Raw genomic sequence first — 17084 nt, forward strand, 5'->3', positions numbered from 1 at the left:
CCGCGGTGGAGCTGCGAGAAAAGGTAGTCCTGTGGCCGGACGAGGTCCTGACGGGGGTCGTCCGACCACAGGGCTACCTTTTTCTGCCGCCGCGTCTCACAGCACGGAGTCGAGGAAGCCCTTGAGCCGCTCGGAGCGGGGGTGGTCGATCACCTGCTCGGGGGTGCCGTGCTCGAGGATCCGGCCGTCGGCCATGAAGACGACCTGGTCGGCGACCTCGCGCGCGAAGCCCATCTCGTGCGTCACGACGACCATCGTCATCCCGCCCTCGGCCAGGTCCTTGAGCACGGCCAGCACCTCGGCGACGAGCTCGGGGTCGAGCGCGCTCGTGGGCTCGTCGAACAGCATGAGCTCGGGCTCCATCGCGAGGGCGCGGGCGATCGCGACGCGCTGCTGCTGACCGCCCGAGAGCTCGGAGGGGTAGTGGTCGGCGCGGTCGGCCAGGCCCACCCGCTCGAGCAGCTCGCGCGCCGTGGCCTCCGCACGCGCGCGCGGTCGGCCGAGCACCTGGACGGGCGCCTCGGTCACATTGCCGAGCGCCGTGAGATGCGGGAACAGGTTGAAGCGCTGGAAGACCATGCCGATCCGCGCCCGCTGGGCCGCGATCTGCCGGGGCGACAGCCGCTGCCAGCGGCCGTCGGCCAGGGGCTGCTCCGCGTACCCCTGGGTGACGCCGTCGATGCGCACGCGACCGGCGGTCGGCTCCTCGAGCTGGTTGATGCAGCGCAGCAGGGTGGACTTGCCCGAGCCGGACGGCCCGATCAGCACGGTCACCTCGCCCTCGCGGACCACGAGGTCGTCGCCCCGCAGCACGTGCAGGTCGCCGAAGGCCTTGTGGAGGCCCTCGATCTCGATGAGCGGTCGCGGGTCGGTCATCACAGCTCCACCTCCGGGAGAGCGTCCTGGGGAGTGGTCCCGGCGCGGTTGACGGCCGCCTGGCGGGAGGCGCGGCGGCCGCGGGCGGCGGCGCGGTCGTCGAAGCCGCGGCCGAAGTAGCGCTCGAGATAATGCTGGCCGACCATGAGCAGGCTCGTGATCGCGAGGTACCAGAGGGCGGCGACGATCAGGAGCGGCACCGGGGTGAACAGCTTGTTGGCGATCGCGTTGGTCGCGAACGTGAGGTCGAGGGTGAAGGGCACGGCCAGCACGAGCGAGGTGGTCTTGAGCATGCCGATGGTCTCGTTGCCGAGCGGGGGGATGATCACGCGCATCGCCTGGGGCACGATGATGCGCCGCAGGATGCGGCCGTCGCCCATGCCGAGCGCGCGGGCCGCCTCGGTCTGGCCGCGGTCCGCCGAGTTCAGGCCCGAGCGGATGATCTCGGCGAGGTAGGCGCCCTCGTTGAGGCCGAGCCCGACGATCGCGGCGGCGAGCGCGGGGAACAGGTCGCGCGTCGAGAACGAGAACAGCTCGGGCCCCCTGGGCACGCCGACGACGACGCGCGGCAGGATCACCGTGAACAGGCCCCAGAAGACGAGCTGGGTGTACACGGGAGTGCCGCGGAAGACGAAGATGTACGCCCACGAGACGCCGCGCAGCACCGGGTTGTCGCTGCGGCGCATGATCGCGGCGGTCAGGGCGACCGCGGTGCCCAGCAGCATCGAGGCGACCGTGATGAGCAGCGTCCAGCCGACGCCCTGGACGACCTTGACGTCGAACAGGTAGGTCGCCACGGTGTCCCACTGGAGCACCGGGTTCACGATCAGGAACCGTAGCAGCGCGAGCACGAGCAGGGCCACGATGACGGCGCTGATCCAGGTGCCCGGACGCGGGCTGGCCTTGGCGTGGATGCGGCCGGGGATCATGTCGTGCTCGGCCGTGTCGGACGACGCTGACGTCGGGCGGGCGGAGGAGGGTGAGGTCACGAGGAGGGGTCCACTTCCGAGGTGTCGATCATGCCGGACTCGTTGCCCCACGCGGCGAGGATCTCGCGCAGGGCACCCGAGTCGATGAGGTGCTGGACGGCGGCCTGGAGGGCGCGCGCCAGGTCGGGCTGGTCCTTGGCCACGACGATGCCGTTGAGGGCCGAGTCCTCGATGCCGCCGACCTGCTCGAGCTCGCCGCGCGAGCGGTCCACGGCGTACGCGATGACCGGGGAGTCGGCGAGCAGCAGGTCCGCCTTGCCGCCCGCGACCGCGGTCGCGGCGTCGGCGTTGCCGGTGTAGGGGAGGTCGGTGACGCCGCGGCGTCCCGCCGCACGGCAGGCCTGGTCGCGTTCGGCGACGACGTCGTCCATGTAGGTGCCGACCTGATGGGCGGCGCGCGTGCCGCACAGGTCCTGGGGGTCGATCCCGTAGGGGTTGCCGGTCTTGACGGCGTAGGACATGCCGGCGCGGAAGTAGGTGACCATCGAGACGGTCTCGAGGCGCTCGGGGTCGACGGTGAAGCTCGAGATCCCGACGTCGTACTTGGTGCCGATCGACGGGATGATCTGGGCGAAGACCGCGGACTCCGTGCGGGTGGACAGGCCCAGCACCGCGCCGATCGCCGCCAGGATGTCCATGTCGTAGCCGACGGGCGTGCCGTCCCCCGCCAGGAACTCCCCCGGGGCGTAGTTGAGGGCCGCGCCGTTGACGAGCTCTCCCCTGTCGCGGATGGCGGCGGGGACGAGGGCGGCGATCTCCTCGACGGCGCTCACGCCCGAGAGGTCGACCTCGGGGATCGCGTCGGTCTCGGCGTCCAGGCGCTCAGAGGCATGGGTGCACGAGGTCAGGGCGGGCCCGAGCGCGAGGGCGCCGACGGCGAGAGGGACCGATCGCAGGAGAGCGCGACGGCGGGGATGACGAACAAGCACCGTGCAATCTTATTCACTGCACTGCAATTTCACAATTCGGGGACGCGCGCCCTCGTGCCGGTCGGGCCCGCCTGCCACGGGCAGGCGAGGCCGCGCACCGGGGACGGGGCCCCGGTGCGGCGGCGGGTCAGGCGCCCGGCATCATCGCGGCCGCGGCGGGGACCGGCGCGGCCGGCTCCTCCTCGGCGTCGGGATCCGCCATCGCGCCCTCGAACTGCGAGCGATACAGCCGCGCATAGGCGCCGCCCTGGGCGAGGAGCTGCTCGTGGTCGCCCTGCTCGACGATGTCGCCGTGCTCCATCACGAGGATCAGATCCGCGTCGCGGATCGTCGAGAGGCGGTGGGCGATGACGAACGAGGTGCGGCCCTCACGCAGCCGGTTCATGGCCGTCTGCACGAGCAGCTCGGTGCGCGTGTCCACGCTCGAGGTGGCCTCGTCGAGGATCAGCAGGCTCGGCCGGGCCAGGAAGGCCCGCGCGATCGTGAGCAGCTGCTTCTCCCCCGCGGAGATGTTGGAGCCCTCGTCGTCGATCACGGTGTCGTAGCCGTCGGGCAGATGGCGCACGAAGTCGTCGACGTGGGACGCGCGGGCGGCCTCGAGCACCTCCTCGTCGGTCGCGTCGAGCCGCCCGTAGCGCAGGTTCTCCCGGATCGTGCCCTGGAACAGCCATGTGTCCTGGAGGACCATGCCGGTGCGCTCGCGCAGCTGGGTGCGGGTGAGCTCGCGGATGTCGACGCCGTCGAGGGTGATCGCCCCGCCGTCGATCTCGTAGAAGCGCATCACGAGGTTGACGAGCGTGGTCTTGCCCGCGCCGGTCGGCCCGACGATCGCGACGGTCTCCCCCGGCTCGGCGACGAGCGAGAGGTCGGTGATGAGCGGGCGCTCGGGCGTGTACGAGAAGCGGACGTGGTCGAACTCGACCCGGCCCTCACGGATCTTCGAGGCCGCGGCCGCCGAGACCTCGGCGCTCCGCTCGGGCTCCTGCTCCTCGGCGTCGAGCAGCTCGAACACGCGCTCGGCGCTCGCCACGCCGGACTGCAGCATGGTGGCCATCGACGCGACCGTCGACAGCGGCTGCGTGAACTGGCGCGAGTACTGGATGAAGGCCTGCACGTCGCCGAGCGTCATGGTGCCGGAGACCACCTTGAGGCCGCCGACGATGGCGACGGCCACGTACGACAGGTTCCCCACGAACATCATGAGCGGCATCATCAGCGAGGACACGAACTGGGCGCCGAACGAGGCCCGGAACATCTCCCGGTTGCGCTTCTCGAACGCGGCCGACACCTCGCGGCGGCGGCCGAACACGTTGACCAGCTCGTGACCCGAGAAGGCCTCCTCGACCTCGGCGTTGACGTGGCCGGTCGCGTCCCACTGCTGGACGAACAGGGCCTGGGAGCGCTTGCCGACGATGCCCGTGATGACGAGCGCGAGGGGGATGATGGCGAGCGCGATCAGCGTCAGCTGCCACGACAGGGTGAACATCATGACGACCACGCCGATCAGGGTGAGGATCGCGTTGATGAGGCCCGTCAGGGTGTTGATGAGCGTGTTCTGGATGTTGTCGATGTCGTTCGTGACGCGCGAGAGGATCTCGCCGCGCCGCATGCGGTCGAAGTAGGACAGCGGGAGGCGGTGGAGCTTCTCCTCGATGTCGCGGCGCAGGCGGTAGACCATCCGGAAGATGATCCGGTTGAGCAGCCAGCCCTGCATCCACGTGAACACGGCCGCCGCGACGTACAGGCCCACCGCGAGCAACAGCACCTGGTGCAGCGCCGTGAAGTCGATGCCCTGGCCGGGCGTCACGTCCATGCCCGAGAGCATGTCCGCCATCTGGGTCTGCCCCTGCGCGCGCAGGGACACGATGAGGTCGGACTTGCTCGTGCCGGCCGGGAGGTGCTTGCCGATCAGGCCCGAGAAGATGAGGTCCGTGGCACGGCCCAGGATCTTCGGGCCGACGACGGCGAGGGCCACGCCGACGATGCCCACGACCACGCCGCCGATCGCGTATCCGCGCTCAGGACCCATCTCGCGCAGCAGGCGCTTGGCCGAGGGGACGAAGTTGCGGGCGCTCTGGCCGGGCCGCAACCCGCGCTCGGCGGACTTCTCGGCCTCGATCTCAGCGGCCTCGGAGGCCTCATCGCCCGCGAGGGCGCCGCTCGCCGCGGACGCCGCGTTGGCCTCGCCCCCGCTCTGCTCGGGGGTCGACGGGCGCGCGGGCACGTCGACCGGATCCGTGGGCGCGCCGCGATGCGTCGGCGCGCCGCTGCGGTGCTGCCCGACGTCCTCGTGCCGCGGCTCGACCGGCTCCTGCGGGTCCGTGTCCGCCCGGTGGGTGTTGCGATGCTCGTTCACGCGGCCTCCTCCTCGACGCCCTGGGACTCCACGATCTCGCGGTAGGTGTCGCTGCTCTCGAGCAGCTCGGTGTGGGTGCCCTGGGCGATGATCCGGCCGTGCTCGAGCACGAGGATCAGATCGGCCTGGGTGATGGTCGAGACGCGCTGGGCGACGATCAGCACGAGCGAGTCCCGGGTCACGGGGCGCAGGGCCGCGCGCAGCTTGGCGTCGGTCGTGAGGTCGAGGGCGCTGAACGAGTCGTCGAACAGGTACACCTCGGGCCGGGCGACGATCGCACGGGCGATGCACAGGCGCTGGCGCTGGCCGCCCGAGACGTTGGAGCCGCCCTGGGCGATCGCGGAGTCGAGGCCCTCGGGCATCGCAGCGACGAAGTCGCGCGCCTGCGCGACGGTCAGGGCGTGCCAGAGCTCCTCGTCGGTCGCCTCCGGGCGGCCGAACCGCAGGTTCGAGGCGACGGTCCCGGAGAACAGGTAGGGCTTCTGCGGGACCAGCCCGATCCGGTCCCACAGCACCTGGGCGGCGAGGTCGCGCACCCCCACGCCGTCGAGCACGACGCGGCCGGAGGTGACGTCCATGAGCCGCGGCACGAGGTTGAGCAGCGTCGTCTTGCCGGCGCCGGTGCCGCCGATGATCGCGACGGTCTGCCCGGCGTGGGCGGAGAAGTCGATGTCCTGGAGCACCGGCGTCTCGGCGCCCGGGTAGGTGAAGGTGACGTGCTCGAAGGCGAGGTCGCCGTGCCCCTGGACCTCGGTGACACCCTGGTCCGAGACCACCACGGTGGTCTCGGTGTCGAGCACCGCCTGGATGCGCTCGGAGGAGACCATCGCGCGCGGGATCATCATCGTCATGAAGGTCGCCATCATGACGGCGATGAGGATCTGGACCAGGTAGGCGATGAAGGCGGTGATGGAGCCGACCTGCATCTGCCCCGAGTCCACGCGCGGCGCGGCGAACCACAGGACGAGCACGCTCGACGCGTTCAGCATGAGCATGACGATCGGCTGGATCAGGATCATGAGCAGCCCGACGCGGCGGTTGGTGTCGGTCAGCAGCTCGTTGGCGCCCTCGTACCGCTCGCGCTCGAAGTCCTCGCGCGTGAAGGCGCGCAGCACGCGGATGCCCGTGATCTGCTCGCGCAGGATCAGGTTGATGCGGTCGATCCGCTCCTGCATGACGCGGAACAGCGGGGCAGCGCGCAGGATCACGAGGCCGACGGCGACGAGCATGACCGGGACCATGACGGCGATGATCCACGCGAGGCCGGCCTCCTGCCGGAGCGCGAGGACGACGCCGCCGATGCCCGTGATCGGCGCCTGCACGAGCATGTTGAGGCTGAAGAAGACGAGCATCTGGACCTGCTGCACGTCGTTCGTGGATCGCGTGATGAGCGAGGCGCTGCCGAAGGTGTGCAGCTCCTGCGAGGAGAAGGTCGCCACCTGGTCGAAGACGCGCGAGCGCACGTCGCGGCCCACCGCCATCGACGAGCGCGCGGCGCAGTAGTTCGCGATCACGACCGCGACGATGTTGGCCAGGCTCACCGCGAGCATCCAGGCGCCCAGGCGCCAGATGGTGGGCACATCGCCCTGGGCCACGCCGTCGTCGATGATGTCGGCGTTGAGCGTGGGCAGGTACAGCGACGCGATCACGCCGATGAGCTGGAAGACGACGACCAGCACGACCCAGGCCCAGTAGGGCTTGAGGGATCGCAGGGCCAGGCGCAGCAGTGTCACGGGAAGGTCCTCTCGCACGGCGTCCGCACGGGGCGGTCCGGACGCTGGGGGCGAGCCTAACGCCGGGCCCCGACGTTCGACATCCGCATCGCGGGGCAATCGGTCGCATCCCACATCGGGCGCGCACGCGCCCGCACGAGCGCCCACGCGCGAGGGGCGTCGCGCTCGTCGGCGACGGGCTGCCAGACCGCGCCGAGGCGTCCCGGGTACCGTGACCGGGTGAGCCGCCGCACCCAGCAGATCATCATCGCCGTCATCGCCCTCGCCCTGATCGTGTCGGTCGGCGCCGTGGGCCTGTCGGGCGTCTTCAGCTCGGGCCGCGACGAGGCGTCCGACCCGACGGACACGCGCGCCGCCGTCGACCCCTCGGACCAGCCCGACCCGAGCCCCACGACGGCGCCGCCCGCACCTGCGGAGATGTCCCAGCAGACGGCCGAGGGGGCGCAGGCCACCCTGCGCTATCTGCTGGACACGTACGCGTACATGATGGCCACGGGCGACACGGCCGCGTGGACGCAGGGCGTGGACCCCAACTGCCAGGTGTGCGTCCAGTTCATCGCCAACGCGAGCCAGCTCCACGACCAGGGCGGCTACGGCGTGGGCGGCGAGTTCACGGTCACGGGCACGACGTTCGACGGCGTCGGGGAGCCGCCCGCCTCCGGGACCGCGACCGCCGACTTCACGGAGGCGCAGCAGCTGATCATCGACGACCCCTCCAAGGAGCCGCTCGCCCAGGACGAGATCGCCGGGCGGATCCAGGCCAAGATGGTGTGGGACGGGAGCCACTGGCGCGTGGGCGACATGTCGATCGTGGACGCGGGGTCCGGCGCCTCGGACGGCGGCGGCTCGGATGCGGGCGGCGCCGCGGGCTGAGAGGCCCCGGAGCCGGCTCGACCTCGATACCGGCGACCGCCACGGCTCGCGCTCAGAAGGTGGGAGTCGGGACCCCCGCGGCGAGCAGGAGGCTCCCTGTCGCCACGACCCCTGAGGCGAACGGCGCCGCGAGCGCCGGCCAGACGGGCCGACGCACCGCGAGCGCCCACACCACGCCGGCGAGCGCGATCAGGAGGGCCAGTCCCGCGCCGGGGAGCAGGAGCAGCGTGCTCGTGTTCCAGGTCTGCCGCTCGATCGCCACAGTCGTCCCCGGCGGTGGCGGCAGCCAGTACGTCAGATGTGCGACCTCGAGGATCGCCGCGCCCATCGCGCAGGCCCACACCATCGCGAGCACGCCCAGGACGACGGCCGTGATGCGCGGCGCCCGGCTCGGCCGAGGAGCCGGCACCGTGGGGTCGGGCCGCTCCGCGCCGGCCTGCGGCGCCGTGCCGGTCACGGCTCCTCCCCTGTGTCGGTGCTCCCTGTGCCGGTTCTCCCCGTGGGGGCCGCCCCCGTCTCGGGTGCGAGGACGAGCACGTCGGTCCGGTAGGGGACGCCGACCGTGCTGCCGGGCGCGTGCCCGAGGTGCTCGTGCACGTACCAGTCGAGGTTCGCGAGCACGCGCTCGCGACGCTCGGCGGGCGCCGTGATCACGTAGCTGCGGGTGCGGGCCAGGTCGATGAGCTCGTGCGTCGTGCGCGGGTCCTCCCACCGGTGCATCGAGCGTCCGAGCACCCGGAAACCCGGCGCGGGCGGGGCGTCGAAGTCCTCCTTGAGCACGTCGCCCGCGTGCATGATGCGCGAGTAGCGGTGCACCCACGGCACCTGCACGTCCAGCGTGTTCCACACGAGGGCGAGGATGCCGCCGGGGCGGAGGACCCTCCCGATCTCGCGGCACGCGGCGTCCGCGTCGAACCAGTGCCAGGCCTGGGCGACGGTGACCAGGTTGGCGGACCGGGCGGGCAGCCCGGTCGCCTCGGCGGTGCCGACCATCGTGGCCAGGCCGTCGGCGTCGGGACGGGCCGCGCGCGCGGCGGCGAGCATGGCGGTGCTCGGGTCGACGGCGGTCACCGCGAGATGCCGGTCGACGAGGGCCCACGAGAGCTTGCCCGTGCCGGCCCCGAGGTCCACGGCGTCGCGGGCTCCCGCGGGCGCGGCGGCGAGGATCGCGTCGAGCGCCGCGGCGGGATACCCGGGCCGGAGGCGGTCGTAGTCGGCGCCCTGCCCGGCGAAGGCGGCGCCCAGCTCGCGATGGCGCTCGCGCGTGCCGAACCGCGGGCGGTCGCGTCGGGAGACCGGCGGGACGTCGGCCCGCGGACCGTGGGCGGTCGCCGGCACGGGATCGGACGTGCGCACAGGCCGCGACGCCGGCTCGGGCACCGACCCCGGCGCGGTCTCGGGTGCGGGCTGGGCGTTCACAGGTTCACGAAATGCACGGTCGCGGCGATCCCCAGGGTGATCGCGGAGCAGAAGCCCAGGCCGAGCTCCACGACGATGCCGAGGCCGAGGGTCTTCAGGGCCAGCCACGACGACTCCCACGCGAGCCGCGGGTCCTTGCGGCGGTACCACTCGGCACCGTAGAGGCCCACCACGAAGCCGATGAACAGGCCCAGGAACGGGATCACGAAGATGCCGATGACCCCGACGATCACGCCGACGACGATCGGCCAGTTGGGCACGTCGGCCTTCTTGAGCTTGCGACCGGTCATCACGTAGCTCGCGGTCATGCCCGCGATCGAGAACACCGCGACGATCGCGAACGCGATCCACGAGCTCGTGCCGCCCACGACGATCGCCCAGATCAGCATGGTGACGAGGATCGTGATCGAGCCGGGCAGGATCGGGACGACGATGCCGGTCAGTCCGACGAGGAACAGGATGCCGGCGACGACGGTCGCGATGACGTCCACGGTGACGGGGTCCACAGGGGCCTCCGGGGGGTCGGGAGCGAGGTCGGCCTCGCGCAGGTCAGGCCCGTGTGCGGTCACGCGGACCGTGCGCTGCGCCGGCCGTCGCCATCGTATCGGGGGCCGCGGTGCGTCCGAGCGAGCGCACGTCGACCATACGGGCGCCGCTCGCGGCACCCGACAGACCCCGATGGTCGCCGACGAACGCCCAGGCCACCGCGAGCAGCACGACCACCCCGGCGGCGAACGACACCAGGCCGGGCAGGAGCGGGACGCCCGCGGCGCGCAGCAGGGGCGGCAGCACCTGACCCGCGGCGTACACCCCGGCCACGGCGGTGGTCCGCCCGAGCCGACGGCCGAGCGTGGTGCCCCGGGCGTCGTCCCAGACCGGGGCGATGCCGACGAGGCGCTGTCCGAGCGAGGCGCCCGTGCCGCGCAGCGACGGCAGGTAGAAGACGATCACCGCGGCGAGGGCGGTGAGGGCGGCGAGCTCGAGAGGGCCGACGGCGTCGGCGGGCGGCGGGTCGGGGTAGGCGCGCAGCACGTGCACGAGCACGAGGGCGACCTCGAGGCAGAGCCGTGCCGCGGCGAACAGCAGCCAGTCCAGCAGCATGCCCTGCAGGCGACGTGCCGCGGAGACCGGCGGCGGTGCGAGCGCGGTCAGCTCCCGCACCTGCGGCATCCAGCCGAGCAGGCGCGGCGCCACGAGGGCGCCGAGGAGGGCGCCGGCCGTGTTGGCGAGCAGGTCGTCGACGTCGGCGACCCGGAACCCGCACGGGTAGATCCCCCACATCCCCGTGTACTGGGTCGCCTCGATCGCAAAGGAGACGAGGAAGCCGATCAGCACGGAGACGGCGAGGGAGCGGCCCGCGAAGCGCCGCAGCAGCAGCCCGAGCGGCACGAACAGCACGACGTTCAGGACGACCTGCAGCACCGCGAAGCTGGTCGCGGCCGCCGGGAGCGAGAGGCCGCGCGTCTCCTCGGCGATGTCGGCCACGAACTGGAAGGGGACCACCTGGAGCTTGGCACCGGTGCGTCCGCCGCACGCCTCGGCGATCGTGGGCAGCGGGAAGAGCGTGAAGACGATGAGGGCCACGCCGTAGACGCAGGCCGCGGCCGTGCCGAGCAGACGCCGCCCGCTCAGCCGCCCGTACCGCCGGTACTGGACGGTCAGGGCGGGGATCAGCAGCACGAGGAACCCGGCGCCCCCGATGAGCACGGAGTAGAGGGTCTGCGACGTCCAGTGGGTCATGGCTCCCACGGCACGTACAGGCAGTTCGGAGGTCGTCCCCCGGAGGTTCCGGTGCGACGGGCGGCGCCTCCTCCCGTGGTGGGAGGCGCCGAGCCGGTCACGCCGTCACGGTCACCTCCGAGGTGCGGTCGTCGCGGCGGCGCACATGGATCTGCTCGGGGATGCGGGTCTTGAGCTCGGCGACGTGCGAGACGATGCCGACCGTCCGGCCGGTGTCGGCGAGGTGCCCGATCTCCTCGATCACGGCGTCGAGCCGCTCGGGATCGAGGCTCCCGAAGCCCTCGTCGATGAAGAGGGTCTGCATCTGCACGCCTCCGGCCTCGGCGGTCACGATGTCGGCGAGGCCGAGCGCGAGCGCGAGGGACACGAAGAAGGTCTCACCGCCCGAGAGGGTCTCGGGCACCCGGGCCTGGTCGGTGCGGCGGTCGATGACGAGCAGGTCCAGGCCCGTCCTCTGGGCTCCGCGCGCACCGGTGTCGCGCACGAGCTCCAGGTCGGCGCCCGAGAGCAGGGCGAGGCGTGCGTTCGCGGCGGCGACCACGTCCTCGAAGCGACGCATGAGCACGAAGGTCGACAGGCGGATCCGTTCGCCGTCGGAGGAGGCGCCGGTCGCGAGGTCGGCGACCCGCACGACGGTTCCGGCCGTCGCCCGCACCGTGGTGACCGAGGTGATCGAGGCGTCGAGGGCGGTGCGTGCCGTGGCGGTGCGTCGGGCGGCGCCCGTGAGCCGGCCGGCCTCCGCGTGGGCGGCCTTCGCGGCGGTCTCGGCCTCGTGCAGGTGGGTTTCGGCCCCGTGCACCGCCTCCTCGGCCTCGTGGTGGGCCGCGGGCTCGGCGACGAGCTCGGCGAGGCCGGGCTCGGCGAGACCCTCGGTCAGCCGCGACTCGTCGATGTCGCGCTCGCGCAGGGCAGTGGTGCAGCGCTCGCGCTCGGCCGCGTCGAGCACCGCGGCACGGACCTCGGGCTCGGTCTCGAAGGCGGTCTCGTCGTGGCCGGTCAGGGCGGCGTTCGCCGCCGCGAGGGCCTCGGCGGCCTCGGCGGCGAGCTCGTCGGCGCGCGCGGCGGACTGGCCGGCGGCGAGCACGGCCTCCCGCAGCCGTCCCGCCGCCCGGGCGCGGAGGCGGTGGGCCTCGCGGCGCTCGGCGACGCTCGTCTGCTGGGCCCGGGCCTGCTCGATCCGGGCCGCGTCGGCGGCGAGCGCGCTCGCCTCGGCGTCGACGGCGGTCGCGAGGGCCTCGGCGCGGGCCGTGAGGGTCTGGACGCGTTCGCGCTGCGCGGAGGTCTCCCGGTCGTGGGTCTCGAGGCCCGCCTGCAGCTGGGCGGCTCTCTGTCCCTGGGCCGTCGCCGCGGCGACCCGCTCCTGGGCGGTGCCGCGGACGGCGCTCGCGTCCTCGACGCTCAGACCCCCGGCCTGGGCGAGCGCCGTCTCGTGGCGGCTGCGGGCGACGTCGAGCGCCGCGGCGCCCCGGGCGGCGGCAGCGTCGGCGTCACGGCGTGTCGCCTCGGCGGCGGCGACGTCGTCGGCGCTCACGGCGTCGGCCGCGGTCTCGGCCGGGTGCGGGTGGTCGGTCGCGCCGCACACGGGGCACGCCTGGTCGGACTCGAGCTGCAGGGCGAGCTCGGCGGCGAGCCCGGCCGTGCGCCGCACGCGCAGGTCGTGCTCGATGCCGCTCGCGGCCCGGGCCTGCTCGAACGCGGCGGTCGCCTGAGCGGCGGCCTGCTCGACCTCGGCGGCGCGCTCGGCGGCGGTGCGCGAGGCCGCCAGGCGGTCGTCCGCGGCGGCGAGCGCGACCCTCGCGTCGGCCAGGTCCTCGAACGCTTCCTGGGCGGCCCGCAGCCGTGCGAGGAGGTCGTCGCGCTCGGCGGGCCGGGCGGCGAGGGTCTCGCGCACGGCGGCGGTCTCCGTGAGCAGCTCCTCGTGCTCGACGCGGCGGGCGGCGAGCGCCTCGGCGCGGGCCGGGAGCTTCTCCTCGAGCTCGACGAGGGCCGTGAGCTCGCCCGCGCGGGAGGTCTCCTGGGCACCGGCCTCGCCGAGCGCCGCGAGGGCGTCCTCCGTCTCGGCGAGCGCGGCGAGGTCCTCGGCCTCGTCGCGTGCCGTCTCGATCGCGACGGCGCGCCGGGACCCGGCCTCGGCGCTGCGGCCCCGGGCGGCGTCGCGCCGGGTCAGGGCGGAGGCCACCGGGGTCGCGGCCTCGTGGCGGCGCAGCCGCCGCTGCATGCTCGCGTGCTCCGGGGCGGTCTGCTCGAGGCGCGCGGCGAGGGCGTCGAGCTCGGCGCGGCGCAGCAGGAGGCGTCGGTGCTCGCGGGCGGCGTCGCGTGCCTCGCGGGCCGCGGTCTCGAGCGCGGTCGCCCGGCGACCGGCCTCGTCCGCCGCCGCGCTGTGCTGCTCGACGTCGCGCACGAGCACGTCGGCGCTCGCGGCGATCTCGGCACAGCGCAGCTGTTCGGCGTCGGCGTCCATCGCCTCGGCCTGCTCCGCGGTCGCGCCCGAGGCCTCGACGAACCGGGCGACGGCCGCCCGGAGGGTCGTGGTGGCCTCGGCGACCTGCGCCTTCGCGGCGCGGCGCATCGCCTCGAGCTGCTTCTCGACGTCCTCGAACAGCTCGGAGCCGAACACGCGGGTGAGCACGGCCTGCCGGTCCTGGGTGCGGGCGCGGAGGAACCGCGCGAACTCGCCCTGGGGCAGCAGCACGGTCTGGGTGAACTGCTCGCGGCTGAGCCCGATGGCGCGCGTGACCTCGCGGCCCACCTCGTCGAGGCGCGTGGCGATCGGCTCGATGCCCGACCCGGCGCCGGCGGCGTCGGCGAGCAGCGGCGCGATGGCCTCCGGCGACGTCACCCGCCACAGCAGCGCCTTCGGCTGCTGCCAGGTGGTGCCCGTGCCCTTGAGCTTCGCCCGTTCGTATCCGGGTTCGCGGCGCACGCGGTAGATCCCGGAGCCGGTCTCGAACACAAGGTCCACGACGCTCGCCTCGGTGGGAGGCGCGAACTGCGAGCGGATCCGATCGGCGCTCGTGGCGGACCCGGCGACGCTCCCGTAGAGGGCGTAGACGATCGCGTCGAGGATCGTGGACTTGCCCGAGCCGGTGGGACCCTCGAGCAGGAACAGCCCGCTCGCGCCGAGCGTCCTGAGATCGAGCGCGACCTCGTCGCGGAACGGTCCGATGCCGCGCAGGCGCAGGTGATGGAGCCTCACGACGCCGCCTTGCGGCGCGGGGCGCGGGTGGTGCCGGCGCCCGCCGACCCGACGGTGCCCGCGGCGTCCTGACGGCGGGCGCGCACGTCGCGGTAGGCCTCGTCGAACACGGCGTGCTCGGCCGGCTCGACGTCGCAGCCCGTGACGTAGGCGAGGAAGTCGTCCATCACCTCGAGCGGGTCGGCGCCCTGGCGCACGACGGGGGTCAGCGGCGCCGCCTCGCGCCCTTCGGGCTGGTATTCGGTCAGCAGCAGGTGCCCGTAGGCGGCGCGCAGCGTCTCCTGCAGGTGGGCGGGCCGGGCACGGTCGGTGACGATCGCGCGCACGTAGTCGTCGCCGTGCACGGCGGCCTGCGCGAGGATCTGCTCGAGCGTGCCGCGCAGCTCGGTGAGGGGCCGGGGGACGGGCGTCGCGATCCTCTCGACGTGGACCGTGCCCCGCTCCCCCAGCTCGACGAGCAGGACCGCCTTGCGCTGGTCCTTCTCGGAGAAGGAGAAGGCGAGCGGGGAGCCCGAGTACCAGGCGGGGGCGCCGACGATGCTCGAGAGGTCCTGGCAGCCGTGCAGGTGGCCGAGGGCGAGGTAGTCGACGCCGCCGAGCACGCGGCCCGGCACGGAGTCGACCCCGCCGATGCGCAGGTCGCGTTCGGAGTCGCTGCCCTGCCCGCCCGTGATGAAGGTGTGCGCGAGCACGACCGAGCGGGCGCCGGGGTGATCGGCCAGCCGTGCGCGCACCCGGTCGAGCGCCGCGCGCGTGACCGCTTCGTGGGAGCGTTCGAGGGGCTCGGCGCCGTCGGCGGCGAGCGTGTGCCGCACGATGTCGGGCTCGAGATAGGGCAGCCCGAAGAACAGCACCTCGCCGTGCTCGTCGGCGAGGGTGACGGGGTGGTCGAGGCCGGGCGTGTCGGCCAGGATGTGCACGCCCGCGCGCATGAGCTCGGCGCCGAAGCCGAGACGGACGGCGGAGTCGTGGTTGCCCGGCGTGAGGATCACGGTGGAGACCTCGGCGAGGCGTGCGAGCGTGCGCCCGAGCAGCCGCACGGACTCGGTGGGCGGCACCGCCCGGTCGTAGACGTCGCCGGGGACGACGACCGCGTCGACCCCGCGCTCGGCCACCAGCGCGACCAGCCAGTCATGGAAGCGCTCCTGGTCAGCGTGCAGATCGACACCATGCAACGTGCGCCCCAGGTGCCAGTCCGAGGTGTGGAGGATCTTCATGGCTCACACCCTAGGGGCGACGCCCGACAGTCGGCGCGGGGACCAGGCGCCCCGGGACCGACCGCGAGGGTCGCCCTTGGGGGCATGTCGGAATACGGTGTGCGTATGTCCGCCTTCCCGAGTCTCGCGAGGCGCCCCTCGGCCGCCCCGAGCCGTCGGAGCGTCCTCCTCGGCGCCCTCGCCCTGCCTGCGCTCGCCGCGTGCGGTCTGCGCTTCCCGGCGGACGCCGCGGGCACCCTGGACCGTGCCGAGGGCGGCCGGCTCCGCGTCGGCGTCTCCCCGCATCCGCCGTACACGGACGTGGCGGAAGACGGCTCGGTCTCCGGCAGCGAGGTCGATCTGATCAGGAGCTTCTGCAGCTCCATCGGTGCCGTGCCGAGCTGGCGGACGGGCCCCGAAGGGGTCCTCGCGCCCTCGCTGCACGACGGAGACCTCGACGTGCTCATCGGAGGCCTCGAGGACTCGAGCCCCTGGAAGGACGAGATCGCGCTGACCCGGCCATATCACACCATGCGCGCCGACGACGGCGAGGAGCACAAGCTCGTGATGGCGGTCCGGCCCGGCGAGAACGCCCTGCAGGTCGCTCTCGAGCGCCATCTCGCCGAGCAGGAGGGCGAGCTGTGAACGCGACCGTGCGCGTCGAGGACGCGGAGATGAGCTGGGATGACGCCATGCGGAAGGCGCGCCGCCTCGAGTGGTGGACCGTCGCGACGCAGGTGGTCACGGTCGTCCTCGTGGCCGCCGTCTCCGGCCAGTCGCAGGCGATGAAGGCCGCGTGGCTCGAGGACACCCTCTCGCTGCTGCCTCCGCTCGCGTTCATCGTCGCGGCGCGGCGCATCCGCAAGCACCCCGACCTCGACCATCCCTACGGCTTCCATCGCTCGGTGGGCGTCGGGCACCTGGTCGCGGCCGTGTCGCTGTTCGCGATGGGGGCCTATCTGGCGATCGACTCGGTCATGAAGCTCGTGACCGCCGAGCGCGCGCCGATCGGCCTGACGGTCCTGGGCGGTCACGCGATCTGGGCGGGCTGGCTCATGGTGGTCATCATGGTCGTCACGTCGGTCCCGCCGATCGTGCTGGGCCGGATCAAGATGCGCTACGCCGAGCCGCTGCACGACAAGGTCCTCTACGCCGATGCGTACATGAACAAGGCGAACTGGCAGTCGGGCCTGGCGACCGTGCTGGGCGTGCTGGGCATCGGTGTCGGCTGGTGGTGGGCGGATGCGGTCGCGGCGATCCTCGTCTCGGTCGGGATCATCCACGACGGTGCGCGCAACGTGCGCGACGCCATCGCGGGCCTGACCGACGTCCGGGCCCGCACCTACGACGACCGGCGCGTGCACCCCCTCGTGAGCCGGGTCGAGGAGCTCGCCCTGGCCGAGGGCTGGGTGGCCCAGGCCCGGGCGCGGGTGCGCGATCAGGGGCACGTCTTCCACACCGAGCTGTTCGTGATCCCCCACGAGGGCCGGGCGCCAAGCCTCGACCAGCTCTCCGCGCTGCACCGCGCCCTCACCGAGCTCGACTGGAAGCTCACCGATGTGGCCGTCGTGCCCGTCGTCGAGTTCCCCACGGTCATCCGCGAGTCGCTGCCCGGCTGATCACGCCCAGGCGCGGCAGGGGCGCGGGAACACTGCTCTACCGACCGCTCTGTCACCGCCGTTCAGTTCTCCGAGGAAGCGGTGTACACAGAGAAGTGCTTCACGCCCTTCCCCCACTCCTCGGAGAAACCTCTCGTGACCTCGACAGATGCCCTCAC

Annotated in this window: 14 protein-coding genes; 3 read left to right on the forward strand and 11 right to left on the reverse strand. The window is 73.1% G+C overall.

From position 1 onward, the window contains the following. Nucleotides 1-96 precede the first annotated feature (96 nt). The 5 genes from BRM3_RS02055 to BRM3_RS02075 form a co-directional block, all read right to left on the reverse strand. Nucleotides 97-876, reverse strand: coding sequence for an amino acid ABC transporter ATP-binding protein (locus tag BRM3_RS02055; protein WP_263594453.1), 780 nt, complete (start codon nucleotides 874-876; stop codon nucleotides 97-99). After that, nucleotides 876-1805: an amino acid ABC transporter permease gene (locus BRM3_RS02060; protein ID WP_263595367.1), complete on the reverse strand. Its 930-nt coding sequence runs from the start codon at nucleotides 1803-1805 to the stop codon at nucleotides 876-878. Before BRM3_RS02060 ends, BRM3_RS02055 begins: the two co-directional genes overlap by 1 nt. Nucleotides 1806-1861: 56 nt before the next feature. Then, nucleotides 1862-2794, reverse strand: a complete 933-nt coding sequence (locus tag BRM3_RS02065; RefSeq protein WP_263594454.1) for an ABC transporter substrate-binding protein — start codon at nucleotides 2792-2794, stop codon at nucleotides 1862-1864. 127 nt (nucleotides 2795-2921) lie between these two features. Beyond that, the gene (locus tag BRM3_RS02070; protein ID WP_263595368.1) at nucleotides 2922-4913 is read right to left on the reverse strand and encodes an ABC transporter ATP-binding protein; all 1992 of its coding nucleotides are present in this window, start codon (nucleotides 4911-4913) and stop codon (nucleotides 2922-2924) included. 233 nt (nucleotides 4914-5146) lie between these two features. Continuing rightward, on the reverse strand, nucleotides 5147-6883 hold the full coding sequence (locus BRM3_RS02075; RefSeq protein ID WP_263594455.1) for an ABC transporter ATP-binding protein: 1737 nt from the start codon (nucleotides 6881-6883) through the stop codon (nucleotides 5147-5149). 219 nt (nucleotides 6884-7102) lie between these two features. On the opposite strand from BRM3_RS02075, the gene BRM3_RS02080 reads away from it, so the two are divergent. Then, a complete protein-coding gene (locus BRM3_RS02080) occupies nucleotides 7103-7756 on the forward strand; it encodes a DUF6318 family protein (RefSeq protein WP_263594456.1) in 654 nt (217 codons plus the stop codon). A 52-nt stretch (nucleotides 7757-7808) separates the two neighbouring features. Here the strand turns inward: BRM3_RS02080 and BRM3_RS02085 are convergent, their stop codons facing one another. The 6 genes from BRM3_RS02085 to BRM3_RS02110 form a co-directional block, all read right to left on the reverse strand. After that, nucleotides 7809-8213, reverse strand: a complete 405-nt coding sequence (locus BRM3_RS02085) for a hypothetical protein (protein ID WP_263594457.1) — start codon at nucleotides 8211-8213, stop codon at nucleotides 7809-7811. Continuing rightward, the gene (locus tag BRM3_RS02090; RefSeq protein WP_318152430.1) at nucleotides 8210-9175 is read right to left on the reverse strand and encodes a class I SAM-dependent methyltransferase; all 966 of its coding nucleotides are present in this window, start codon (nucleotides 9173-9175) and stop codon (nucleotides 8210-8212) included. The genes BRM3_RS02085 and BRM3_RS02090 overlap by 4 nt, the downstream gene beginning before the upstream one ends. Then, a complete protein-coding gene (locus BRM3_RS02095) occupies nucleotides 9172-9744 on the reverse strand; it encodes a DUF456 domain-containing protein (protein WP_263594458.1) in 573 nt (190 codons plus the stop codon). The genes BRM3_RS02090 and BRM3_RS02095 overlap by 4 nt, the downstream gene beginning before the upstream one ends. Further along, a complete protein-coding gene (locus tag BRM3_RS02100; protein WP_263594459.1) occupies nucleotides 9725-10915 on the reverse strand; it encodes a VanZ family protein in 1191 nt (396 codons plus the stop codon). The genes BRM3_RS02095 and BRM3_RS02100 overlap by 20 nt, the downstream gene beginning before the upstream one ends. Before the next feature lie 97 nt (nucleotides 10916-11012). Further along, nucleotides 11013-14111: an AAA family ATPase gene (locus tag BRM3_RS02105; protein ID WP_263594460.1), complete on the reverse strand. Its 3099-nt coding sequence runs from the start codon at nucleotides 14109-14111 to the stop codon at nucleotides 11013-11015. Then, a complete protein-coding gene (locus BRM3_RS02110; protein WP_263594461.1) occupies nucleotides 14108-15328 on the reverse strand; it encodes an exonuclease SbcCD subunit D in 1221 nt (406 codons plus the stop codon). Before BRM3_RS02110 ends, BRM3_RS02105 begins: the two co-directional genes overlap by 4 nt. Before the next feature lie 105 nt (nucleotides 15329-15433). Here BRM3_RS02110 and BRM3_RS02115 point away from each other — a divergent pair, with 105 nt between their 5' ends. Together BRM3_RS02115 and BRM3_RS02120 are read left to right on the forward strand one after the other, a co-directional pair. Beyond that, entirely contained in the window at nucleotides 15434-15952 is a 519-nt protein-coding gene (locus tag BRM3_RS02115; protein WP_263594462.1) for a transporter substrate-binding domain-containing protein, read from the forward strand. Next, nucleotides 15949-16926 carry a cation diffusion facilitator family transporter gene (locus BRM3_RS02120; RefSeq protein WP_263594463.1) on the forward strand — a complete coding sequence of 326 codons (978 nt, stop codon included), beginning with the start codon at nucleotides 15949-15951 and terminating at the stop codon, nucleotides 16924-16926. Before BRM3_RS02115 ends, BRM3_RS02120 begins: the two co-directional genes overlap by 4 nt. The last annotated feature ends 158 nt before the right edge of the window (nucleotides 16927-17084 follow it).

This window comes from Brachybacterium huguangmaarense (assembly GCF_025725725.1).
Classification (GTDB): Bacteria; Actinomycetota; Actinomycetes; order Actinomycetales; family Dermabacteraceae; genus Brachybacterium; species Brachybacterium huguangmaarense.